At 58.3% G+C, this 24,482-nt stretch carries 18 protein-coding genes and 1 pseudogene; 11 read left to right on the top strand and 8 right to left on the bottom strand.

Features of this window, described 5'->3' with window-relative positions:
* Nucleotides 1-280: 280 nt before the first annotated feature.
* On the bottom strand, nt 281-1,303 hold the full coding sequence (locus KVG95_RS05700) for a zinc-dependent alcohol dehydrogenase family protein (RefSeq protein WP_008006061.1): 1,023 nt from the start codon (nt 1,301-1,303) through the stop codon (nt 281-283).
* 268 nt (nt 1,304-1,571) lie between these two features.
* Here KVG95_RS05700 and KVG95_RS05695 point away from each other — a divergent pair, with 268 nt between their 5' ends.
* Nucleotides 1,572-2,486 carry a LysR family transcriptional regulator gene (locus tag KVG95_RS05695; RefSeq protein ID WP_225922910.1) on the top strand — a complete coding sequence of 305 codons (915 nt, stop codon included), beginning with the start codon at nt 1,572-1,574 and terminating at the stop codon, nt 2,484-2,486.
* A 7-nt stretch (nt 2,487-2,493) separates the two neighbouring features.
* Nucleotides 2,494-3,060, top strand: a pseudogene (locus KVG95_RS05690) (tyrosine-type recombinase/integrase); the annotation flags it as partial.
* A 180-nt stretch (nt 3,061-3,240) separates the two neighbouring features.
* Here KVG95_RS05690 and KVG95_RS05685 read toward each other — a convergent pair.
* Both KVG95_RS05685 and KVG95_RS05680 read right to left on the bottom strand, forming a co-directional pair.
* Nucleotides 3,241-4,014 carry a YkgJ family cysteine cluster protein gene (locus tag KVG95_RS05685; RefSeq protein ID WP_225922909.1) on the bottom strand — a complete coding sequence of 258 codons (774 nt, stop codon included), beginning with the start codon at nt 4,012-4,014 and terminating at the stop codon, nt 3,241-3,243.
* A gap of 485 nt (nt 4,015-4,499) precedes the next feature.
* Nucleotides 4,500-5,618: an NADH:flavin oxidoreductase gene (locus tag KVG95_RS05680; RefSeq protein ID WP_217854852.1), complete on the bottom strand. Its 1,119-nt coding sequence runs from the start codon at nt 5,616-5,618 to the stop codon at nt 4,500-4,502.
* A 102-nt stretch (nt 5,619-5,720) separates the two neighbouring features.
* Here KVG95_RS05680 and KVG95_RS05675 point away from each other — a divergent pair, with 102 nt between their 5' ends.
* The 4 genes from KVG95_RS05675 (at nt 5,721) to KVG95_RS05660 (ending at nt 12,589) form a co-directional block, all read left to right on the top strand.
* Nucleotides 5,721-6,095, top strand: coding sequence for a winged helix-turn-helix transcriptional regulator (locus KVG95_RS05675; RefSeq protein ID WP_217854851.1), 375 nt, complete (start codon nt 5,721-5,723; stop codon nt 6,093-6,095).
* A 615-nt stretch (nt 6,096-6,710) separates the two neighbouring features.
* Entirely contained in the window at nt 6,711-7,964 is a 1,254-nt protein-coding gene (gene mexE / locus KVG95_RS05670) for a multidrug efflux RND transporter periplasmic adaptor subunit MexE (protein ID WP_217854850.1), read from the top strand.
* A gap of 15 nt (nt 7,965-7,979) precedes the next feature.
* The gene (locus KVG95_RS05665; protein WP_217854849.1) at nt 7,980-11,171 is read left to right on the top strand and encodes an efflux RND transporter permease subunit; all 3,192 of its coding nucleotides are present in this window, start codon (nt 7,980-7,982) and stop codon (nt 11,169-11,171) included.
* Nucleotides 11,168-12,589 (top strand): efflux transporter outer membrane subunit, encoded by a 1,422-nt coding sequence (locus tag KVG95_RS05660; RefSeq protein ID WP_217854848.1) that lies wholly within the window; start codon nt 11,168-11,170, stop codon nt 12,587-12,589. The genes KVG95_RS05665 and KVG95_RS05660 overlap by 4 nt, the downstream gene beginning before the upstream one ends.
* Nucleotides 12,590-12,784: 195 nt before the next feature.
* On the opposite strand, the gene KVG95_RS05655 is transcribed toward KVG95_RS05660, so the two are convergent.
* Genes KVG95_RS05655 through KVG95_RS05645 form a run of 3 tightly spaced genes read right to left on the bottom strand, consistent with a single transcriptional unit; the run spans nt 12,785 to nt 16,092 of the window.
* On the bottom strand, nt 12,785-13,750 hold the full coding sequence (locus KVG95_RS05655; RefSeq protein ID WP_217854847.1) for an HlyD family secretion protein: 966 nt from the start codon (nt 13,748-13,750) through the stop codon (nt 12,785-12,787).
* A gap of 4 nt (nt 13,751-13,754) precedes the next feature.
* On the bottom strand, nt 13,755-13,955 hold the full coding sequence (locus KVG95_RS05650) for a DUF1656 domain-containing protein (protein WP_038983381.1): 201 nt from the start codon (nt 13,953-13,955) through the stop codon (nt 13,755-13,757).
* Nucleotides 13,945-16,092 (bottom strand): FUSC family protein, encoded by a 2,148-nt coding sequence (locus tag KVG95_RS05645; RefSeq protein ID WP_217854846.1) that lies wholly within the window; start codon nt 16,090-16,092, stop codon nt 13,945-13,947. Before KVG95_RS05645 ends, KVG95_RS05650 begins: the two co-directional genes overlap by 11 nt.
* A gap of 179 nt (nt 16,093-16,271) precedes the next feature.
* On the opposite strand from KVG95_RS05645, the gene KVG95_RS05640 reads away from it, so the two are divergent.
* The 5 genes from KVG95_RS05640 to KVG95_RS05620 all read left to right on the top strand — a co-directional run bounded on the left by KVG95_RS05640 (nt 16,272) and on the right by KVG95_RS05620 (nt 22,773).
* Nucleotides 16,272-17,327, top strand: a complete 1,056-nt coding sequence (locus KVG95_RS05640; RefSeq protein ID WP_217854845.1) for a tetratricopeptide repeat protein — start codon at nt 16,272-16,274, stop codon at nt 17,325-17,327.
* A 146-nt stretch (nt 17,328-17,473) separates the two neighbouring features.
* Complete coding sequence (locus KVG95_RS05635) at nt 17,474-18,976, top strand: ATPase domain-containing protein (protein ID WP_217854844.1); 1,503 nt, start codon at nt 17,474-17,476, stop codon at nt 18,974-18,976.
* Nucleotides 18,977-18,990: 14 nt separating this feature from the next.
* Nucleotides 18,991-20,643 (top strand): ATP-binding protein, encoded by a 1,653-nt coding sequence (locus KVG95_RS05630; protein ID WP_225922908.1) that lies wholly within the window; start codon nt 18,991-18,993, stop codon nt 20,641-20,643.
* Nucleotides 20,644-20,851: 208 nt separating this feature from the next.
* A complete protein-coding gene (locus KVG95_RS05625) occupies nt 20,852-21,805 on the top strand; it encodes a halovibrin HvnA (RefSeq protein ID WP_217854842.1) in 954 nt (317 codons plus the stop codon).
* Nucleotides 21,806-21,858: 53 nt separating this feature from the next.
* Nucleotides 21,859-22,773 (top strand): halovibrin HvnA, encoded by a 915-nt coding sequence (locus KVG95_RS05620; RefSeq protein WP_217854841.1) that lies wholly within the window; start codon nt 21,859-21,861, stop codon nt 22,771-22,773.
* 13 nt (nt 22,774-22,786) lie between these two features.
* Here KVG95_RS05620 and KVG95_RS05615 read toward each other — a convergent pair whose 3' ends face one another.
* Nucleotides 22,787-23,164 carry a response regulator gene (locus KVG95_RS05615; RefSeq protein WP_038983388.1) on the bottom strand — a complete coding sequence of 126 codons (378 nt, stop codon included), beginning with the start codon at nt 23,162-23,164 and terminating at the stop codon, nt 22,787-22,789.
* 44 nt (nt 23,165-23,208) lie between these two features.
* Nucleotides 23,209-24,423 (bottom strand): hybrid sensor histidine kinase/response regulator, encoded by a 1,215-nt coding sequence (locus tag KVG95_RS05610; RefSeq protein WP_217854840.1) that lies wholly within the window; start codon nt 24,421-24,423, stop codon nt 23,209-23,211.
* Nucleotides 24,424-24,482 lie beyond the last annotated feature (59 nt).

Raw genomic sequence — 24,482 nt, 5'->3', positions numbered from 1 at the left:
AATGAATGTAAGACAACTGAGCGACGCTGCATTATTTGTTGAGCATATATTGCCGACGCGCATTGAGGAGTTTCAGCCTGATATTCGGCCATGACTCTTTCCTTGAGATGAAATTAATCATTCAATTATCAGGGCTTATATAATGATTAGAAGATACAGATTGAGAGCAAAAACCAGTTCAGTTGCTGAACCGGCCCATCGACAGATCGATGGACGTCTCATTTGGGAGTGACTGCCAGCAAAAGAGTCCGTGCTCTCACGGACTCTTGCAGAGAACAGCTTACGCAGGCTCGACCTGAAGGGCGACCCGTTCGCGACATGGGCATTCGTCCATATAGCGGTGTGCTTCGACAAACTCGGAAAACGGAAACACCCGGGTCTTGAGTGGCAGCAGCACACGGTCTGCGGTCAATTGGTTGATGTCGCGCAGGGCACGTTGCAGTGCGGCCTGATCCTGGATGATGCCCAACTCCGGCTTGCCGGTGAAGTTACCGATGCAGTGCACGAAGAACTGAATGTTCTTCTGGAACGCCGCGCAGGCCGGGAATGGCGTCTGGTTACCCCCTTGCAGACCATAGAGCACCAGGCTGCCACGAGGTGCGAGCACATCGCCGAGCAGCGACATCTGCGGCCCGCCAAGGCCGTCGAACACCACATCGACGCCGCGGTTATCGGTGATCTTGTTGATCTGCATCAGCAGATCCTGTTCTTCGGTGACGATGACTTTCTCGGCGCCCAGGGACAGCAGGTACTCACGCTCATCCGCGGTTTTGGTCGCAGCAATCACTCGCACACCAAGGGCTTTGCCCAGTTGTACGAACGACGGACCAGCGCAGTGGCTGGCATCGGTCACCAGGGCAAATTGCCCGGGTTTGACCCGAGCCAGATCGGCGTAGGCAAAATAAGCGATCAATAACGGCGTGTAGTGCACGCTGGCTTCGATCGGGCTGAGTACATCCGGGTAGCGGGTCAGCGCCGAGCGTGGCAGAACGATCTGTTCGCCGTAAACCGGGTAGTCATTGGGACTCTCGGCCGGGAAGCTGGCGACCTTGTCACCAACGGCCAGGTCATCGACGCCTTCGCCGACCATCGTGACCACGCCAGCCATTTCATGACCAAGGCCTGAAGGCAGACGAGCATGGGATGAGGCCAGGTTCTGGCGCCAGAGAATGTCGTACCAGCTGATGCCTATCGCTTCGACGCGCACCTGCACTTCGCCCGGCGCAGGCAGAGCGGCCGCATGCTCTTCGCATTTGAGCACCTCGGCTGGACCAAACTTGTGAAAACGGATCGTGCGGGACATCGCAAACCTCGTCAAAGTAACCTCTAATGCCCTGAACTCTATCTGGGCTTTCTACCCAAGACCATCAGTGGCTATTAATAGTCGACATGCCTGTCATTGATTCCGCAGCGACGGCGACATCATCCAATGCCGTAAAAACCGAAGCAGCCTTTCAGAAAAAACTGAATTACTCTGTGCAGAGTACCAGCCTTTGCCCGTAAGATTCATGCCGGCCATTCTTCTCATATGGCCGCTCACGTCAAGTTTGCTGAATCTGCCAGGACTCCAGATGAATCGTAATGACCTGCGTCGTGTCGACCTGAACCTGTTGATCGTTTTCGAAACACTCATGCACGAACGCAGTGTGACCCGCGCTGCGGAAAAACTGTTCCTCGGCCAGCCGGCCATCAGTGCGGCGCTCTCGCGCCTGCGCGGGTTGTTCGATGACCCGCTGTTTGTGCGCACCGGCCGCAGCATGGAGCCTTCCGCCCGAGCGGTGGAAATCTTCGCCCTGCTCTCGCCGGCCCTGGATTCGATTTCCACCGCGGTCAGCCGTGCGGCGGAGTTCGACCCGGCGACCAGCACCGCGGTATTCCGCATCGGCTTGTCGGATGATGTCGAGTTCGCGCTGCTGCCGATGCTGCTCAAGCGGCTGCGCGCGGAATCGCCGGGGATCGTACTGGTGGTGCGTCGGGCCAACTACATCCTGATGCCGAACCTGCTGGCCTCGGGCGAGATTTCCATCGGCGTCAGTTACACCGCCGATCTGCCAGCCAACGCCAAGCGCAAAGTGCTGCGCCGCAGCATGCCGAAACTGCTGCGGGCCGACACGGTGCCGGGGCCATTGAGCCTGGATGATTTCTGCGCCCGCCCCCATGCTTTGGTTTCGTTCGCGGGCGACCTGAGCGGCTTTATAGATGAAGAGCTGGAGAAACTGGGACGCAAACGGCATGTGGTGTTGGCGGTGCCGCAATTTAACGGGTTGAGCACACTGATCAGCGGGACTGATATCGTGGCCACCGTCCCGGACTACACTGCTGAAGCGTTGACCGCGGCCGGTGGCGTTCGCGCGGAAGACCCGCCGTTGCCGGTGCGCAGTTTTGAATTGCACATGGCTTGGCGTGGGTCGCAGGATAATGACCCGGGTGAGCGTTGGTTAAGGTCGCGGATTCAGATGTTCTTTGGGGACCCCGATAGCCTGTAATGGAATTCAGTTACTCAACGAAGAGCGCACCTTCGCGTACGTGGCCGAGCAATGGCTGGCATTCAAGTCTGCTGAACTGGTGACCAAATCCATCACGGGGTTTCGCGGAGCTCTGAACAACCACATCTTGCCTGCCATTGGCAAAAAGCCGGTCAGCGAGATCAAGCTGGAGCACATCACCACGATCATCACCGCGCTGCGTCGCCAGCGCACAATGGCCATGGCTCGGCGCGTGTGCACCATCATCCGTGCAATCTTGGGCTTTGCCGAGGGGCGCGGCTGGGTGGAGCGCAACGTGGCACTCAGCAACATCGAGGAGTTGAAGATCCGCCACGTCGTCACCAGCAACCCGGCGATCGAAAGGCCAGCCGACCTAGGCAGGTTTCTGCTGCGACTGGATGACTGCAGCAACGGCAGCAACGGCAGCGTTGCCACCGTAATGCGCTTGCTGGTCATGTTGCCTGTCCGCCCTGGCGAACTGGTGCAGATGCGCTGGGAAGACGTCGACTTGGTGGGCGCCGATTGGCGTTATGTGGTGAACAAGACCAAGCATCTGGACAAGAGCAAGCACGTTTTCGCAGGAAAAGCCGGAACTAATGTAGAGATTGCGACTTCTCCTCAACGCACCCCAACAAATTACACACAAACAAAAACGCCCCTCATAAGCGGCGTTTTTGTATGTCCGGAGGGGGGACGGGACGCTTACCAATCATCGACTCTGACTAAAAGCCAGGCAAATCACTAAGCTCTCCGATTAAATCGAGTGAAAGATATATTCAGTCTGTGCGCGAAGATCCAGTTCAACACCTGCCCCATGCAGACGAGTGTGAAGGTCAGCATCATCGACACGTACTTTCCAAGACACATTTGCCGGTACATCGACCCCCGCCCTAACGAGACTGATGGCCTGCCGCAATTGCGCACGGTCGGCTAAGTAAACAGCCAGCGCGTTGCCTTTCCAAGCGGCAACACTCATCCCCATCGCTGCGCACACTAAAACTTTAGCCTTGGCGTCGTCACGGTCAGCCTGCCGGGAGCGTTGAATCTGATCCTCCAAGACAGGGTCAACTATACGGTCAGAACATAACACCTCTCCCGCCTCCCAGACTTCCGGCGGGCAAACCTTTTCTTCGGGGCGCACGGTTAGAAATGGATTGATTTCCATCGGATAGATTCGACAGACCAGCGGTCGATCTTCATAGATCCTGCAGTGGTTATCCTCCCCTAAACTTGGACACTGTGTCAGTGCGTTGCCCGCAAAAATGGCTATTACCTGAATGCGTGCATCTCCACTGACGACGGCTACCGCGCGTTGCACGCTGTGGGCGTAATGCTCTGGCAGGGGGAAGACTGACGTGTCGAAAGCTTCGAGTATGACTGCGATGTTACCGCCGCGATTTAACCATTCCTCGGCCTCTTGAAGAGTCAGAGGGATAAGACGTTCTTTACAGCAAGTTCCGCACCCGTTGCAGGTAAACCTCGTGACGTTGTTTTTTATGAGCGTCACTGATTGGCTTATAGGCGTCATGATCAGTCCTGTTCCGCCCCTCCCCCCAAACTTCAAGTAGAGGCGATGGCTAAAGAAATCAATGATATACGTTGTATACCTGGTTTCAATTAGGCACCAAATCCCTACTAGGTATACTTGAACACACCTTCCCCTGGCCGGTCGGCCCCCCTTGCCAGATCGGCACGCCATCTACGGCGTGGCCCTGAACGTAGTAGTAAACCTTAGCAATTGGCTCGACTGACCATTGATCAATACGGGCGTACCAGTGGATGCTTTCGTGTGGAACCGTCGGCTTCACCCGGCCAACGGACATCTACGACTCGCACGTAGATGCCCGGGACCCACTGTAATTCAATCCAACTCTGACGGATGTTGAGTTGCAGGTGAGTCATTGAAACAGTCAAGCCGCATTACGACTCGACTTCGCAAGATCCGAGGCGAGACCTCTGATTCCTTCAGACTAAAACCTTTGTGGCATCACACTCTCCACTCCGCTGTAAGGCTCAAACCAATTCGGCTAAAGATGCCGGATTGAAGCCCTTCAGATCCGCGTAATCGCCTTGTTCCACTTTGGCGACCCAATCCTTGTCACTCAGCAGAACACGCCCTACAGCGATCAGATCAAACTCTTCGCGCTCCATACGCTCGACGAGTCGATCCAGACTCGCAGGGGTTGATCCCTTGCCGGCGAATGCGTGAGTAACATCGTTATCCAGCCCGACCGAACCGACGCTAATGGTTGTGGCCCCAGTGACTTTCTTCGCCCAGCCCGCGCAGTTCAGCCCGTTCTCACCATCAATTTCGGGAAACTCAGGGTCCCAGAAGCGTCGCTGCGAGCAATGCAGAACATCAACACCCGCTTCGACCAACGGCAGCAGCCAGTCTTCCATTAATGCAGGGGTCTCGGCGAGGCGCACCCCAAAGTCCTGCGGCTTCCACTGGCTAACGCGCATGATGATAGGGAATTCGGGGCCGACCGCATGACGAACGGCAGACACGATCTCAGCGGCAAAGCGCGAGCGCTCTTTGATCGTCGGTCCGCCATAACGATCGGTGCGCTGATTGGTGCCGGCCCAGAAGAACTGATCGATCAAATAACCATGAGCCCCATGGATCTCAACGGTGTCGAAACCCAGGCGTTTGGCATCCGCTGCTGCCTTGGCAAAAGCAGCAATTGTATCTGCAATATCCTCTTCGCTCATCGCCACACCGCGCGGGTCGTTTGGCGAATCGAGGCCAGATGGGCTTTCAACTGGCGCATCAGGCTCCCAGCCGCTGACGTCACGCACTGCACCGGTGTGCCAGAGTTGCGGCCCCATACGGCCACCCGCATTGTGGACAGAATCGATCACGTTCTTCCATCCGGCCAGCGCTGCTTCACCGTGGAAAAAAGGAATGCCGGAACCGTTACGTGAAGCGGGACGATCGATGACGGTCCCTTCTGACAAAATTAATCCGGCCCGACCTTCAGCGCGCCGCCGGTAGTATGCAGCGCTCCCTTCGCCGGGGATGCCCTCTGGCGAAAATTGCCTCGTCATCGGTGCCATGACAATCCGGTTTTTCAACTCAAGCGACCGGATGGAAAAAGGACGAAATAAAATGCTGGTATCAGGATTTGACATTGGATGGACTCCATTTGCTTTCGGAAGCCATATAAGTATATTTTGTAAACCAAATGTCAATTAGGCACCTAGAGTCGCCTAGGTATACATGAGGAAACTTCGATGCTGGAATTAAAGCCGCAATGTTTTTCGTCGGAGTGCCCAAGCCGGGCGCTGTTCGACCAAATCGCAGATAAGTGGTCAATGATGGTTCTGGCGGTGCTTGATGACGGGCCGCATCGCTTTAATGCCATCAGGCGCCGTCTGGAAGGCGTCACTCAGAAGGCACTGACACAGTGCCTGCGACGGCTGGAACGAAATGGTCTTGTTTCGCGCAAGGTCATTTCGTTCTCGCCTGTGGCAGTGCAGTATGAGATCACCCAACTTGGTCGAACACTGCAGCAGCCATTTCGCGAATTGCATAAATGGACGCTCGATAAATTGCCCGAGGTTGAGGCGGCACGGTTGAAGTTTGACGAGGCCACGGAGGTAAGCTGACGGGGTGGTTCTTTTTATTGACTCGCCGATGCTGTCATGCCCGTCTGCGGGTTCAAGTGGTAGCCGTATCGGACTCAGAGCACGTGAAGGGCGAGGCCATTGCCGAGCGATTCAAATGTCCTTTGTATAGTTCATCCTATGAGCTGCTTGAGCGCGAGGAGGTCGATTTTGCAAGGCATGCCTCACCCGGTCGATCAGGTCCGAAGGCCAATTGCATCGTTGACTACATTGAGTGGTTTTACAAGGCTTCGACTTTGCATAAACACCAGGCAAAACAAACGGCACCCGCAGCGCTTTTGTGTTTTTTGAACAGGGAACGATACTCACATCGGGCAAGCCTCGCTCCTACGGGGATTTGTGCACGCCGCCGGTCCAATGTGGGAGCGAGCCTGCTCGCGACGGCCACGACGCGTGTTGATGCCAATCCCTTACACTCCCTGCAACACTGATTTGTCATCATTTCATTTGATAGCCCGCTAACGGAAGGTGCATGCTAGAGGGCTCGCTTTGAGCTTATATCATTCCGAATGATAGTTACCTTCGGTTCATTCGATTCGTGCCATACAACCCCGCCAAGCATCATCCGTCCATCTCAATACATTGGCGGATGAATCCATGGAACATTCACTCAAACATTTGCGCTTCCCCTTGGCCCTGTTGGCCGTACTGGTGATGAGCGCCTGCGGCAAGACCCCGGACGCTGCCGCCACCATGCCCGCGGCCAAAGTCAGCGTGGCCAAGGTGCTGGAACAACCGGTCAACGAGTGGGACGAATTCACCGGGCGCCTTGAAGCGCCGGAAACGGTAGAGATTCGTCCACGGGTTTCCGGGCAGATCGATGACGTGGCCTTCACCGAAGGCGCGCTGGTCAAGAAAGGCGATCTGTTGTTCCAGATCGACCCGCGTCCATTCCAGGCTGAGGTCCGCCGCCTCGAAGCCCTGGTTGCCCAGGCTCGCGCTACCGCCACCCGCAGCGAAAACGAATCCCAGCGCGGCGAACGTCTGCGCACCAGCAACGCGATTTCCGCCGAACTCGCCGACTCGCGCACCAGCGCGGCTCAAGAAGCTCGCGCGGCCGTTGGCGCCCTCCAGGCCCAACTGGACCTGGCCAAACTGAACCTGAGCTTCACCCGCGTCACTGCGCCAATCAGCGGCCGTGTCAGCCGTGCGGAAATCACTGCCGGCAACCTGGTGACCGCCGATACCACCGCGCTGACCAGCGTGGTGTCCACCGACAAGGTCTACGCCTATTTCGATGCCGACGAGCGTGTCTTCCTTAAATACACCCAGCTCGCCCGCCAGGGTCAGCGCGGCGCAACTACGCCGGTTTACCTCGGCCTGTCCAATGAAGACGGCAATCCGCACCAGGGCCAGATGAACTTCGTCGACAACCAGGTCAACCCGAAGACCGGCACCATCCGCGGTCGTGCGGTGTTCGACAACAGCGACGGCACCTACACCCCGGGGCTTTATGCACGCCTGAAACTGGTGGGCAGCGGCACTTACTCCGCAGTGTTGATCAACGACGAGGCGGTCGGTACCGACCTGGGTAAAAAGTTCGTGCTGGTGATGGATGCCGACAACAAAACGGCTTACCGCCCTGTCGAGCTGGGTCCGAAGATCGAAGGTCTGCGCATCGTGCGCAGCGGCCTGAACAAAGACGACACCATCATCGTCAAGGGCCTGCAACGGGTTCGCCCTGGCTCACCGGTCACCCCTGAAGTGATCCCGATGGCCAGCGAACAAACCCTCGCGGCTCTCGCACAACAACGACAAGCGCTGGAAGCCAGCAACCTGCCTCAAGTCGCACCTGCCAAGGTCGCGCCGGGTACGGTTGTGAAAGTGGCAGCTGCCACTCCACGCGGTTAAGGGACAATTACTCCGATGAATTTTTCCCAATTCTTCATTTCACGGCCGATCTTTGCGGCGGTACTGTCGCTGCTGATCCTGATCGCTGGCGCCATCTCACTGTTCCAGTTGCCGATCAGCGAATACCCGGAAGTCGTGCCACCGACCGTTGTGGTCCGTGCCAACTTCCCGGGCGCCAACCCTAAAGTCATCGGTGAAACCGTGGCCGCTCCGTTGGAGCAAGCCATCACCGGCGTCGAGAACATGCTGTACATGTCCTCGCAGTCCACCGCTGACGGCAAGATCACCCTGACCATCACCTTCGCCCTTGGCACCGACCTGGACAACGCGCAGGTACAGGTCCAGAACCGCGTGACCCGGACCGAACCGAAACTTCCCGAGGAAGTGACGCGCATTGGTATCACCGTGGACAAGGCTTCGCCCGACCTGACCATGGTTGTGCACTTGACCTCGCCGGACAAACGCTACGACATGCTCTACCTGTCCAACTACGCCTTGCTCAACATCAAGGATGAGTTGGCGCGTCTGGGCGGTGTCGGTGACGTGCAGCTGTTCGGTATGGGTGATTACTCGCTGCGGGTGTGGCTCGATCCGAACAAGACGGCTTCGCGCAACCTGACCGCCACCGATGTGGTCACCGCGATTCGCGAACAAAACCGTCAAGTGGCGGCCGGTGCCCTGGGCGCTCCGCCTGCGCCAAATGCCACCGCGTTCCAGCTGTCGGTCAACACGCAAGGTCGTCTGGTTTCCGAGGAAGAGTTCGAGAACATCATCATTCGCTCCGGTGAAAATGGTGAAATCACCCGCCTGAAAGACATCGCTCGCGTCGAACTCGGCTCCAGCCAATATGCCCTGCGTTCCTTGCTGAACAACCAGCCGGCGGTGGCGATCCCGATCTTCCAGCGCCCTGGCTCCAACGCGATCCAGATCTCCAACGACGTTCGGGAGAAAATGGCCGAGCTGAAGAAGAACTTCCCGGAAGGCATGGACTTCAGCATCGTTTATGACCCGACGATCTTCGTGCGCGGCTCCATCGAGGCGGTGGTTCATACCCTCTTCGAAGCGCTGATCCTCGTTGTGCTGGTGGTAATCCTGTTCCTGCAAACCTGGCGCGCCTCGATCATCCCGTTGGTGGCGGTGCCGGTTTCGCTGATCGGTACGTTTGCCGTGATGCACCTGTTCGGCTTCTCATTGAACGCCCTGTCGCTGTTCGGGCTGGTACTGGCCATCGGTATCGTGGTCGACGATGCGATTGTGGTGGTGGAAAACGTCGAGCGAAACATCGGGCTCGGATTAACCCCTGTAGAAGCCACCAAGCGTGCGATGCGCGAAGTGACCGGTCCGATCATTGCGACGGCGCTGGTGCTGTGTGCGGTGTTCATCCCGGCCGCGTTCATCTCCGGCTTGACCGGGCAGTTTTATAAACAGTTCGCCCTGACGATTGCGATTTCGACCGTGATCTCGGCCTTCAACTCGCTGACCTTGTCGCCGGCGCTGGCCGCCGTATTGCTCAAGAGCCATGACGCACCGAAAGACCGTTTCTCCAAGGTTCTGGACAAGATCTTTGGTGGCTGGCTGTTCCGTCCGTTCAACCGCTTCTTTGACAAGGCCAGCCATGGTTATGTCGGCACCGTGGGCCGGGTTATCCGCAGCAGCGGTATCGCCCTGCTGGTGTACGCCGGCCTGATGGTGTTGACCTTCTTCGGTTTCTCCAACACCCCGACCGGTTTCGTACCCGGCCAGGACAAGCAGTACCTGGTGGCCTTCGCGCAACTGCCGGACGCCGCAAGCCTGGACCGTACCGAAGACGTGATCAAGCGTATGTCCGACCTGGCCCTGAAACAGCCTGGCGTGGAAAGCGCGGTGGCCTTCCCGGGTCTGTCGATCAACGGGTTCACCAACAGCCCGAACGCCGGCATCGTGTTCGTTACCCTGAAACCGTTCGACGAGCGTAAGGATCCGAGCATGTCCGCCGGTGCGATTGCCGGTGCATTGAACGGCCAGTACGCCGGGATTCAGGAAGCCTACATGGCGATCTTCCCGCCGCCGCCGGTACAAGGCCTGGGGACCATTGGTGGTTTCCGCCTGCAGATCGAAGACCGGGGCAACCTGGGCTATGACGAGCTGTACAAAGAAACCATGAATATCATCACCAAAAGCCACAGCGTGCCGGAACTGGCCGGTCTGTTCACCAGTTACACCGTGAACGTGCCGCAGGTCGATGCCGCCATCGACCGGGAAAAAGCCAAGACCCACGGCGTTGCCGTCAGCGACATCTTCGACACCCTGCAGATCTACCTGGGTTCGCTGTATGCCAACGACTTTAACCGCTTCGGTCGCACCTATCAGGTCAACGTTCAGGCTGAGCAACAGTTCCGTCTCGAATCGGACCAGATTGGTCAGCTGAAAGTGCGTAACAACCGGGGCGAGATGATTCCGCTGGCGACCTTCATCAAGGTCAGCGACACCTCGGGGCCGGACCGCGTGATGCACTACAACGGCTTCATCACTGCTGAAATCAACGGTGCGGCAGCGCCCGGCTACAGCTCCGGCCAGGCCGAGAAAGCCATCGAGAAACTGCTCAAGGACGAATTGCCCAACGGCATGACCTACGAGTGGACCGACCTGACCTACCAGCAGATTCTGTCCGGCAATACGGCGCTGTTCGTGTTCCCGCTCTGCGTACTGCTGGCGTTCCTGGTGCTCGCGGCTCAATACGAAAGCTGGAGCCTGCCACTGGCGGTGATCCTGATCGTTCCGATGACCCTGCTGTCGGCCATTACCGGTGTGATTGCCTCGGGCGGCGACAACAACATCTTTACCCAGATCGGCCTGATCGTACTGGTGGGACTTGCATGTAAGAACGCGATTCTGATCGTCGAGTTTGCCAAGGATAAACAGGAAGAAGGCCTCGGCCCGCTGGCAGCGGTGCTGGAAGCTTGCCGTCTGCGTCTGCGGCCGATCCTGATGACCTCCTTCGCGTTCATCATGGGTGTTGTGCCTCTGGTTTTTTCCAGCGGTGCCGGTGCCGAAATGCGTCATGCCATGGGTGTGGCGGTGTTCTCCGGGATGCTCGGGGTGACCTTCTTCGGTCTGTTGCTGACGCCGGTGTTCTACGTACTGATTCGCAACTTTGTGGAGCGCGGTGAGCAACGCAAAGCGGCCAAGGCGCTGAAATTGGAAAAGCAAGTGGAGGCGCAACAATGAGCCTGAAAGCCTTCCTGCCGAGCCTTCTGGTATTGGCCCTGAGTGCCTGCGCCGTTGGCCCGGACTACAAAACCCCAGCTACGGAGGCGGCCAATATCACGGCCGCCACCGATGGCAGCGCCGGTCAGAAGAATTTTGACCGCGCCCGTTTCGAAGGCATCTGGTGGCAGCAGTTCGAGGACCCGACCCTGAACCAGTTGGTGACGCAGTCCTTGCAAGGCAACCGCGATTTGCGCGTGGCCTTCGCCCGCTGGAAAGCGGCCCGGGCAATTCGCGATGACGCCAGCAATGACGCCATGCCGACCATCACCAGCCGCGCGAGCAGTGATTTGGCCAAAGGACAGATTCCCGGCCAGACCACTAAACGCGTCAGCAGTGAACGCTATGACCTGGGGCTGGACATGGCCTGGGAACTGGACTTGTTCGGTCGCATCCAGCGCAACCTGGAATCCAGCGACGCCGAACAGCAGGCCGCCGAAGCCGATCTTTACCAACTGCAAGTCACCATGATTGCCGAACTGGTGGACGCCTACGGCCAACTGCGCGGTGCGCAGTTGCGGGAAAAGATCGCCCTGGCCAACCTGAACAACCAGCAGGAATCGCGCAAGATCACCGAAAGCCTGCGTGATGCCGGTGTCGGCGATCAGCTGGACGTGGTTCGCGCTGATGCGCGCCTGGCCTCTGTCGAAGCCAGCGTGCCGCAACTGCAAGCCGAACAGGTTCGTCAGCGCAACCGCATCGCCACCCTGCTAGGTGAGCGTCCGGACAAGCTGACCGTCGACCTGAGCCCAAAAGATTTGCCGGCAATCGCCAAGGCCCTGCCGATCGGTGATCCGGGCGAACTGCTGCAACGGCGTCCGGACATCCGCAGCGCCGAACGCCAACTGGCGGCCGCCACCGCCCGTATTGGCGTGGCCAAGGCTGATTTGTTCCCACGGGTCAGCCTCAGCGGCTTCCTCGGTTTCACCGCCGGGCGCGGATCGCAGATCGGTTCCTCGGCAGCCAACGCCTGGGCACTGGGCCCAAGCATTACCTGGGCGGCGTTCGACCTGGGCAGCGTGCGCGCCCGTTTGCGCGGTGCCGATGCGGAAGCCGAAGGCGCCTTGGCGACCTACGAGCAGCAAGTGCTGCTGGCGCTGGAAGAGTCGGAAAACGCCTTCAGCGATTACGGTAAACGTCAGCAGCGCCTGATCTCGCTGATTCGTCAAAGCGAATCAAGCCGCGCCGCTGCCGATCTCGCCGACATTCGCTACCGCGAAGGCACCGTGGACTTCCTCGTGCTGCTCGATGCTCAGCGTGAGCGCCTGGCAGCCGAAGACACCCAGGCCCAGGCCGAAGTCGATTTGTATCGCGGCATTGTCGCCATCTACAAAGCCCTCGGCGGCGGCTGGCAACCAGAGACGGTCGCCAGCAAGTAACGTTTTAAAGAGCTCCTTTGGTTGGCCGCAACCAACCAACTTCTTTGCCCCGCGCCTCATTCGGTCGCGGGGCTTTTTTTTGTCTGCACGCCATAGCGCAAACACCACAACCCCCTGCTCGCGATGACTGACTGACAGGCGACGTGATGTTGGCAGACAGACCGCTATCGCGAGCAGGCTCGCTCCCACAGGGGATTAGTGGGCAGTCTCGTTATCTCGGTGTTCCTCAACGGTTACCGTGGCCGTAGTCCCGGCCCGCAGGCGGTTTTTAGCGACATAATCAGCATCGATCTGAATCCGCACCGGCACTCGTTGCGCCAGCTTGACCCAAGTGTAACTGGGGTTGATGCTGGCTAGCAGGCGACTGCCGGGGGAGTTCTCGCGGTCGGCGATAGCAAAAGCGATGCTTTGCACAGTGCCGCCGAAGGTCTCGCCGCTCATCAACTCGACCCTGACCCGGTCGCCCTCCTCGATTCGCGGCAGCTTTGTTTCTTCAAAGTAGCCGCTGATATAAAACGAGTCGCTGTCTACCAGTGCCAACAACGCCCCCCCGGCAGTGGCGTAATCGCCCTGGCGAGTCAGCAGGTTGGTCACGTAACCGCTGACAGGCGCTGCGACCCGCGTGCGCTGCAAGTCCAGTTCGGCCTGGGTCAATGCAGCGATCGCCAGTTGCACGTTGGCCTGGGCCAGGCCCAGATTGGCCTGATTGCGTAACAGCTCCGCCTGCGCCACCGCCACTTCGGTACTGGATTTCTCCCATTCTTCGCCGGAGATCGCGAAACCCTGTTTGAGGGTTCGACGGCGACGCTCTTCGCTCTGGCGCTGCCTGAGCAGCGCTTCACTGGAGACAATCGTCGCTTCAGATTGGCCCAGTGTGGCTTTTGCGACTTCCACCGCGCGCTTGGCATGCTCCACTGCCAGCGTATAACGAGCCGGGTCGATCTCCAGCAGCAACTGGCCTTTCGTAACATGCTGGTTGTCTTGAACACTCAGGCTGACGATGCGCCCCGAGACATCGGCGGACAACGTCACCACATCGGCGCGAACCCGCGCGTCCCGAGTCCAGGGAGCGCGGGTGTAATGTTCCCAGGCGAACCAGCCAAGCACGAAGGCCAGCAATACCACTGCCACAGTCACGAGTCGGGCGAGGATCTTCTTCAAGGCATCAAGCTCCCATCACCAGAATCAGCGTCGCGCAAACGCAGGCGTATAACGCGCCTTCGAACAAGGCCTCGTGCCAGACAAAACGCAGCACGCCAAAACGGCGCAAGATCCAGTCCAGCAGCAGGAAGATCGGCAGGGCCAGCAGTAACGCCTGGGCAATCGGCGGCAAGTAGACACCACCCAATTCAAAATCAATGGGCAAGGGCTGGCTCTCCTTCCCTTTGGACGGGTTGAAAGTATTGGCGATGTCGCTCCAGAAACGACACCACGATCAACAACGCCACGCGCATCCTGAATACCGACCACAGGTGTTCATGAACGTCTAAATGCAAGTCGTCCATTTCATCGCCCAAGACACGCAAGTTGCCGAGCAATTGCTCAAGGTCTATCCCGGGCCGCCCGGCGATCAATCGGCCTGTCTCACGCACGGCAGCCAGCAAACGGTTTTGCTGGTCTGTACTCAGTAACGTGTTGCTTTGCCCCTGTTGCCTGAGCTGGTTCAAGGCCACACCCAGTGCCATGCAGCCAAGGCTGACTTCGAACAGCTCTGTGGAGTGCTTGTCGTTGGTCGCCGGCAATAATCCCAACATCATGGTCAGGCGATCGACCATACGGCTTTCAAACGCAAATTGTTGTTCATCGGTGGCCGGCGTCTTCAGCAAAGCGTAGACCTGCTCGCAGTTTTCATTGAACAGCCGACGTATCCGTAAAACGGGCCTGAACGGGAAGATCAAGGCATAGACACTGAGCGCCAGCGCGGAGGCGCTGATATACGCACCGGCAAACTCGAACCACTGAATAGCGCTGTTTTGGCCGCTTCCTGTGTTTTGCGGGCCCAACAACAGTATTGTCGTTAGCCCAAGACCGATGCCTGTGCCAGTGGTTGGCGGACTGGCCAACCCCACCGCGACGGCATACAGCAATGGGGCAAGCAACAAGGCAAGTAACTCGAAGTTACTAATCATCGGTATCAGCATGAACAGATAGAGCGCCGACACCACCAAGGCCAGACCCAGCCCTTTGGCAAAGCTTTGCGCGGCCAGCAACGGCCGTGGAAAAGTCGCCATCAGCGAACAGAGAATCCCCACCACAATCATCCCGCCACGGGCCCCATCCCAAGCGGTCTCGATCCAGATCAACCCGGCCACCAGCAACGCGAAAAATGCCCGGATTGCATTCATTGCCGCCAAGGTGAAATCCAGATGCAGCGGATTTTCCTGGCCACGGAACACGCAACTGGCTTCACGCCCTTCCTGGATCGCGTCGCTTAGCTCCAGAATCTGCGCCAGTTGCTCTAGCATCCGTGCCTGCTCCCAACGCAGTGCCCAAGCCAATGAACGCAGGGTGGCAGGCATCGTCTCGGTGAGTTGTTCGGCCTTGTAGGCCTGGTCATCGAAACGCTGTTGCAGCGCGGCGAAATGGTACCGTGCCTCACTCGACAATGAACGCCCTTGCTGGGCCAATTCATCGAGAAACGCCAGTTCTTCGGCGCGCAAACGTTGTATCTCTTCCGGCAACGCGCCTTCCCAGCGTTCGGTGAGCAGTTGCCGCTGGTGACGCAAGGCCGTCAACCGCGAAGTCAGCAGCACCAGTTGATTGCCCAGCAGTTGCACCAGACCATTGGCGCTGCGCAACCGTGGCGCATCGTAATATAAATGCCGACGTACTCCCTCCAGAGCACTGATTGCGCCGAGCAGTTGCATCTGCCGCCGATGGAAATCGGCCTCGCTTTCTTCGGTTCGGATGACGGCAGCAGCGTGGGTCGCGAGCAGCTTGATGACCTGATCGATCTTGGCGAAGTAATCCCGCGCCACAGCTTCCGGTCGCGCCGTGAGAAGGCTGACCACGCACACGCAAGCCACCGCCAAAAGCGTTTCGGTCACACGAGTGACGGCCAGCAGGAACGTGCCTTCCTGATCGGGTACCGCCAGCAGCGCCACGACCACCGCCGTGTACCCGCTCAGCACAAATGCCTGGGAGCTGGTGTAGCGCAACAAGGTGCCGCCGGCGGTACAGAATGCCAACCACAAGGCCAGGGTGAGGATGAAAGGCAGGGGCGCCTGGGGGAAGATCGCCATGATCAACACCGCCACCACCGCTCCTAAAGTGGTGCCGATGACCTGACCGAAACTTCGGGCCAGGGCCATGCCGCCCAATGGCTGGCTGACGATGACCACCGCCATGATCGACCACTTGGGCTGCTCAAGGTCGAACAGGAAGGCCAGGTACAACGTCAGCAGCCCGGCCACAATGGTTCTCAGGGCGAACAGCAGCACCTCTCGTCCGGGGTTGAGTATCGCCTTGAAATATTGAAGCAGCGGTTGCATGGGAGCGCTCATTAAGTCATCTCCAGCAAGCGTAGTCATTGCTTCAGTGCCTCGACAGGTTTCAGTGTCGACAAAACCTGTAGGCAAATTCGCCGACGACTACCTGCTGAATCGAGCTTGGGTTTGACTCACAGCCCGGCCTGACCGAAGCTGGTGGCTTTGCAAAAGCCTGCCAGCTCCCGGATTCCTGCATGCCTCAGTCCCGCCGCTACTTGCTCATCAGCCTCTGCGTATTGTTTGCCCTCGCCCTCGCCTGGTTTTTCCTGCGTAGCACGACGCCCGTGGTGCCGGCGGCGATCAAGCATGGCTACAGCGAAGCTCTGGCCCAGGCACGCGCGGGTCAACCGGGGGCGGCGCGGGTGCTTTATCAGCAATTGGGCCGCCCTGACCTGTCGGCCAAGCGCCGTGTCTGGCTGCATGCCGAACTGCCCAACTACCCAAGCCCGCAAGCCCTGAAACTGGCGGATGCGGACCTGCAACATCCCTCGGCGGACGTGCGCATCGCAGCAATCAAAAGCATCAATGGGCTGGTGCCCAGTGGGCAGCGCAGCCTGTTGCTGGGGCCCTTGCTCGATGACAGTGATCCGAGCGTCCGGTTTGCGGCGGTCAATGCCTTATTGGGTCTGACGCCGGATGAACTGGGGTTGTACTTCGGCCCCTTGGAGCAAGCCATCGATGCCTGGGAGCAGCTCCTCAAGGGTCAGCCGGAAAGCGCCGAAACCCAATACCAACTGGCACGCCTGCACTTGCACAATGCCGAGCTGAAGGACGCACAGCAGGCCTTGGAGCGCACGTTGCAACTGGCGCCCGGCAACCTGCCAGCGCTGGTGATGCAGATCGAAGTGCTGGATAAACAGGGCCAAAGCGATGCGGCCAGGCAATTGTTGGCGAAACAGTTAAAGGCCCAGCCTGACTCGGCCTACCTGCAACATGCGCTGGGACTCTGGTTGCTGCATCACGGGCAAAGTGAGTTCGCCCTGCTCGGGCTGTCCAAAGCCGTGGAGCTTGAGCCCGACAACAAGGATTACCGCTACGACCTGGCCACCACGCTGCATGGTGAGCAAGAACTGGAGGCGGCGCAGAACCAGTTGCAGGAAATCGTCCAGCGCCACCCGGCCGATCGCAAGGCGCGTGTACTGCTGATCAACTATTGGAAGGAAAGCGGACAGCTGCAGAACGTGCAGATCCTGCTGGCACAGCTGGAACAGCTCAATCCCGACGATCCGGCGTTGCAGCAAGGGCTTTAATCAAGATTTTTGCTTTTTCGTACAAGAACCACACACAAACACAAAAGGTTGAACCGCCGTCTCGGCGAAAGGTCAAGTGATCAGGCAGTCCACTCAGGCGCCCCCAGCCTGCTGCCTCGCTTCCCCTAGTCATGAGAGGGCATTTCTTGTCTACATCTAACGAGTTGATCAGTGCAAAAGCCGCCACCGGCATTGAAGGTCTGGATGACATCCTGGCCGGTGGATTGTCCCGCGGCCATGTGTTCTTGCTGGAGGGTGAACCCGGTACCGGCAAAACCACCGTCGCATTGCATTTTCTGTTGGCTGGCGCCCGTGCCGGCGAACGCTCGTTATACATCACCCTGTCGGAAACCGAGCGAGAGCTGCGCCAAGGGGCGTTATCCCACGGCTGGGAGCTGAATGAGAACATCCACATCTTCGAGCTGACGCCGCCGGAAAGCCTGCTCAATGCCGAGCATCAGCAGAGTCTGCTGTATTCCTCGGACCTGGAACTGGGCGAAGCCACCAAACAGATTTTCGAAGCAGTCGAACGGGTCAAACCGACCCGCGTCGTGGTCGACAGCCTGTCCGAAATCCGCCTGTTGGCCCAAAGCTCTTTGCGCTACCGCCGGCAGATTCTGGCGATCAAGCATTACTTCGTGCGTTACGAGGCTACGGTGCTGCTGCTGGATGACCTGACCACCGAAGCCCTCGACAAAACCGTGCACAGTGTGGCCCATGGGGTGATTCGTCTGGAAGAATTGACGCCCAACTACGGTGCCGAACGACGGCGCATCCGCGTGGTGAAGTATCGCGGCCAGAAATACCGGGGCGGTTTTCATGACTTCACCATCACGGGTGACGGTGTGCATGTGTTCCCACGCCTGGTGGCGGCCGAACATCGCGGGCGTTATATCCGCCAGCAGTTGACCAGTGGCATCGCGCAAATGGATGCCCTGCTCGGTGGCGGTATCGAGACGGGCTCCAGCACCCTGATCCTCGGCCCGGCGGGCACCGGCAAATCGCTAATCTCAATGGTCTTCGCCGCTGCGGCGGTGGCCCGTGGCGAAAAGGCCGCGTTGTTCATCTTCGATGAAGAACTGGGGCTGCTGTTCGAGCGGATGAAAAACATCGGCATCGACCTGAAGGCCCTCGAAGAAACCGGCAACCTGCTGATCGAGCAAGTGGATGCCGCCGAATTGTCCCCCGGTGAGTTCTCCTACCGGGTTCGTCGTTGTGTCGATGAAGGCAATATCAAAACCGTGGTGATTGACAGTATCAACGGCTATCAGGCGGCGATGCCTGAGGAAAATGCCCTGGTGCTGCACATGCATGAGTTGCTGCTGTACCTCAATCGCCAAGGCGCCGCGACGTTCATGACCGTCGCCCAACATGGGCTGGTCGGTGACATGCAGGCCCCCGTCGACATTACCTATCTGGCCGACACCGTCATCCTGTTGCGTTACTTCGAAGCCCTGGGCAAGGTTCGCCGGGCGATCTCGATCATCAAGAAACGTACCGGCAGCCACGAATCGACCATCCGCGAGTACCGCATCAGCAGCCAGGGCATGACCATCGGTGAACCACTGGATGCATTCCAGGGTGTATTGCGTGGTGTGCCCAGTTACCTGGGTGCGAGCAAACCGCTGCTTGAGGAAGATGTCCAGTGACGGCCATAGGGGCAATGTCCGAGCGTGCGATCATTCTTGCACCGTTGGGACGCGACAGTCAGATCGCGCTGATGATGCTTAACGAGGCAGGGTTCGACGGGGTCATCACCCGGGATCTGGGCGCGTTGTGCAACGAACTGTCGCTGGGTGCCGGCCTGCTGGTGATTGCTTCCGAGGCCTTATTGGGCGCAAACCTTGAACCGCTGCTGGGTCTGATCGAGCAGCAACCGACATGGTCGGATCTGCCGATCGTACTGCTGACCCACCACGGTGGCCCGGAGCAGAACCCTGCGTCGCAACTCGGGCTGCAACTGGGCAACGTGACCTTTCTCGAACGGCCTTTTCATCCGGTCACGCTGATCAGCCTCGTCACCACAGCGTTGCGCGGGCGACGACGGCAGTATGAAGCCAGGGACCGGTTGATTGATCTGAGCCAAAGCGAACTGCGTCTGCAAAACACCCTGGAAACCCTCGAGCAACAGGTCGAGGAGCGCACCGCGCAATTGCGCCACAACGAAGAGGTGCTCAGGCAGTCGCAGAAAATGGAAGCGGTCGGCCAACTCACCGGCGGTATTGCCCACGACTTCAACAACATGCTGACCGGCATCATCGGCAGCCTGGAGCTGCTGCGTCGACGCCTGGCACGGGGGCGCACCGAGGACCTGGACAGCCTGATCGATCTTGGGGTGACCTCAGCCAACCGCGCGGCGGGCCTGACGCATCGTCTGCTGGCGTTTTCCCGACGCCAGTCGCTGGATTCAAAACCGGTGCAGATGAATACCCTGGTGGTGTCCATGGCTGAACTGTTGCAGCGCAGCATCAACGAAAGCATTCACCTGGAAATGCAACTGGACGAGCAACTGTGGGTGGCCGAGGTGGACCCCAACCAACTCGAAAGCGCCCTGCTCAACCTGGTGCTCAACGCCCGGGACGCCATGCCCGACGGCGGAAAGCTGCTGGTCAAAACCTCCAATCAGCATCTGGATACCGGGTTCACCGAGGCACACAGCAATCTGCAGCCGGGCGATTACATTGTTCTGAGCGTCACCGATACCGGTTGCGGCATGCCGCAAAGCACCATCAACCGGGCCTTTGATCCTTTCTTCACGACCAAACCCATCGGCCAGGGCACGGGCCTGGGGTTGTCGATGATTTACGGTTTCAGCAAACAATCTGGCGGCCACGTCAGCATTCACAGTGAAGTAGGAAAAGGCACCACGGTCAGTCTGTTTTTGCCACGCTTCAGCGGGGAACTGCTCCAGGACACCCAAGTCGATGCCCAACACGCTCCTTACGCCCGGGATGGCGAAACCGTGCTGATCGTCGAAGACGATCCCGCCGTGCGAGTCCTGGTCAGCGCCGTATTGAGTGAATTGGGCTACGCCTTCGTTGAAGCGGGCGATGCCGACAGCGCCGTGCCGATTCTCGACTCCGGTCAGCGAATCGACCTGCTGATCAGCGACGTGGGGCTGCCGGGCATGAACGGTCGACAACTGGCGGAAATCGGCCGGCAACATCGGCCTGATCTCAAGGTATTGTTCATCACCGGGTATGCCGAACACGCCGCCGTGCGCGGGGGCTTTCTTGACCCTGGCATGCAGATGATCACCAAGCCGTTCACCTTCGATTTGTTGACGGCGAAGGTGCGGGAGATGATTCGGGTCTAATGTGTAATCTGGAAAATCACACCTTGATCGCACCGCACAGCCGCTCAGCATAGACCTCGATTTGAAGCCTGTCAGCTGTCAACTCTGACAGCTATTCAGTGCAGTTCTTCCTTGATTAACTCTCCTCTGAAGTCCGCAGCACGTCCTTTGACAGGTCGCTCTGCGCCCGCCTGCCACGCGCAGGTCACATTCAAGGGATGGACAGGCAATGAAGGAAATCATCGCGCTAATATTGGTGGTTGTTTTGGCGGGCTGTCAGGTTCGCGAACAACAACAACAACAACAACAACAATCGGCTCCAACTGAACAGACACCCATGCGGGCCGTGCAAGCTGAAACCGGCATCGCCAGCACTACCAACAGCACAACGCAGAGTGGCGCAGCGGTCGCGGCCGCACTGACCGCACAATACAACGATACTCGTCCCACTTGCGGTACAGACTCAATGCCAGCCTTCCTGTGCCGCGGGGTAATGCTGCGGTCAACCGTGGCATCGAACGACTATTCCAGTTGGAACCCCAGCCCGCCCTCCGTGAAAAGCGGAGGTGTTTCTTTTTCCTACTTGAGTAAAGACTCTAACTTTACCGGACTTGTCTTCGGACAGAAGAACGGCTTTATCTTTTACCCGGTATTAAATCGTCCCAGCGGCACACGGCAAATCGAAGTACTCTGCGCTTTTCCCATGGATGCAGGATCCGATAGACGCGCCAAACCTGGTTGCGGTGGACACGAGCTGGATCCAGTGGGCAGTGGCCCTTGCCATACCGTGGGAATACACAATGTTGAACAATGGGTAACACGCTGGCAGCAAAATAAAGCCGGTTACAGAATGTGCGGCTTCGACGTGAGTGACACCATGAATAGTGAAGGTGCCCCCTCGTTTCACCGCACCCTGCTGGTCCACAACCGAGCAGGCTTTTTCGCTGGTCCTCACGACTACATCGAACTAATCCTTAAAACCTGGCCACAAAACATTCCCAAAGAACTGCCCATCGAAGCGTTCTTCTACCTCGATGGCGGCTTGCCCGGTGCGCAACATGATCAACGGGACTTCTTCAACAAGACCGGTGGACGGGTGATGCCCATCATCAGAATCATCTTGCCACGTACCGCTTCGGCAAACGCGCAGTTCATCTACAGCGCGGCGGATCAGGTCAAGTAACGATCAGAACCCCACGCATTGTGTGCAGGTCAACTTCGAAGGATGGGTAGTCAATGAAAAATATCATCGCACTAATGTTGATGGTTGTTTTGGCGGGCTGTCAGGTTCGTGAGGAACAACAAGGAACGGGGAGCACTTCGCCAACCCGCGGCGCGACAGCCAATGGCGCGGCGGTTGTGGCCGAGCTGACCAGACGTTATCAAGACACCCGCACCGATTGCGGCCAGGCCTCGATGCCGGCGTTTCTGTGCTCAGGCATTGTGCTGCGCTCGACGGTGCCATCCACGGAATACTCAAGCTGGAATCCCAGCCCGCATTCACAGCAAAGTGGTGGTGTGTCGTTCTCATTTCTGCGCAAGGATTCGAAATTCAGGGATCTGGTGTTCGGCCAGACCAACGGGCTCATTTTCCTTCCGGTTCTTGCCAACCAGCCTGGCATGCGGAAGATCGAGGTACTGTGCAGCTACCCCATCGACGGCTGGAGTCAGCTTCGAGACAAGCCGGGGTGCGGGGGGCACACCGCCTACCCTTTGGAAAGCCGGCGCTGCCAAACGTTGGGCATCACGACGGCCGAACAATGGATGGCGCATTGGCAACGCGCCCCTGCTCCGTCGAATGCCCCGGCTTATCAATGCAGTTTTGATGTGCGCGACAGCATGAACCACCTGGCGGCCGACTCCTTTTACCAATCCATACGCACGAGGAACATGCTCGGCGCAAGTTGGTTCCCTCAACAAAACGAACTGATCCTGGCGACTTGGCCGCAGAATATCCCTCGAGAATTGCCCATCCAGGCGTTCTTCTATCTCTACACCCCGGGCGGGTTGGCCGGTGCACAACATGACCAGAAGGACTTCTACAATAAAAGTGGGGGGATGGTGGTTCCAATCGTGCAAATGGTACTACCCGCCTCTCCCCGCGAAGAGGCGCTGTTCGCCTACTATCCGGCTGATCAAATCGTTCCCTGACACGGAGGTACGATCAAGACAACATGTCCTGCATGATCTGTTGCAACACATCCAGATCGAACGGCTTGGCCAGGATCGGCGCTTTGCGGGTGATCGGGCTGTCGGTCTCGCGAATTTCCTGCGGGTAGCCGCTGATGAAGATGACCTTGAGCTCCGGTCGAAGCTTCACGGCGGGTTCGGCGATCTGCACGCCAGAGATTCCCCCCGGCAAGCGGAAGTCGGTGATCATCATGTCCAGATGCGGTTTGCTCGCCAGAATTTCAAAGGCCTGCTCGCCGTTTTCGGCTTGCAGCACCCGATACCCCTCACCCGACAAATAAGCAGACAGCACCATCAAGATCGAAGGGTCATCCTCGACGATCAGTACCACATCTTGTGCATCTTCACTCATGGAAAGCCTTTGTTCGGTCAATAGCTGCTGATACGACCGTGTGGTCACTCAGAGGTTGCGTTTATCGGGCTGTTTTCCTGCAGCGGCAGACAAACGCGAAACAAGGCGCCTTCGCCAATCCGGCTCTCGACGGTGATGGAGCCACCGTGGGCGGCGACAATCTGTTCCGAAATAAACAGCCCCAGGCCCAGCCCTGCTACAACGGCCTTGGCGGACACTCGCTCGAACTGCTGAAAAATGCGCTGCTGATTCTCTTCACTGATCCCGATGCCGCGATCCTGAACCTCAACCCACGCTTGCCCGTCCTGATTGTACACGCGTACGTCGATCAGGCTCTTGGCGCCGTAACGCAGCGCATTGGTCAATAAGTTTGAAATCACTTGTTCTATACGGAACTCGTCCCAGTGCCCCATCACGGGCTGCTCGGCCGTCAGGGTGACCGACGATTCCGAGGCTTCAACCTGCGGGGCAAAGTTTTGCAGAAGGTTGTTCACCAGTTGCACCAGGTCAAACCGACTGGGGCGAATCGACAGCTTGCCCGTGCGGATCCGCGACACATCGAGCATGTCTTCGATCAGGCGGATCAGGCTTTTGATCTGCCGCTCATCGCGGTCGACCATGGCGTGCATCTTGTCCAGGGTGAAGGCTGCGGCGTTATCCCGGGCCAGGTGCATTTTGCGCAACTGGGTTTCGAGAATCAGGCCATTGAGCGGCGTACGGACTTCGTGGGCCACGATGGACATGAAGTCATCCCGCATGCGCACCGCTTGCTCCAGCTCATTCTGGGTGTTCTGCAACTGTTTGAGCAGCGCCTCCTGCTCCCGGCGACTTTGCTCCAGCGCTTCAACCTGATGCTTCATCGCTTTGCTCTGACGATACAGGTCGACGAAGACATTGACCTTGCTCTTGACCGCATGAACATCCAGCGGCTTGTGCAAGAAGTCGACCGCACCGCTTTCATAGCCCTTGAACGCGTAATTAAGCTCGCGGCCGGCGGCACTGACGAACACAATCGGGATGTTTTTGGTTTTTTCCGTGCCGCGCATCAACTCGGCCAGCTCGAAGCCGTTCATGCCGGGCATCTGCACATCGAGAATGGCCATGGCAAATTCGTGTTGCAGCAACAGCGACAAGGCTTCGTCGGCGGATAGGGCTTTATAGACCATACGGTCTTCACGCCGGATCAATGCTTCGAGCGCCAGAAGATTCTCCGGCAGGTCGTCGACGATCAGTAATTTGGCCTGGATGCTACTTAACATGCGACTCCTTCCAGCTCGACAAGCAGACGGCTGATGCCGCGAAGATCCAGCTGATGAGT

This window comes from Pseudomonas farris (assembly GCF_019145235.1).
GTDB classification, from domain to species: Bacteria; Pseudomonadota; Gammaproteobacteria; order Pseudomonadales; family Pseudomonadaceae; genus Aquipseudomonas; species Aquipseudomonas farris.
The sequence above is the reverse complement of the archived record's forward strand: the minus strand, read 5'-3'. Positions and strand labels throughout refer to the sequence as shown.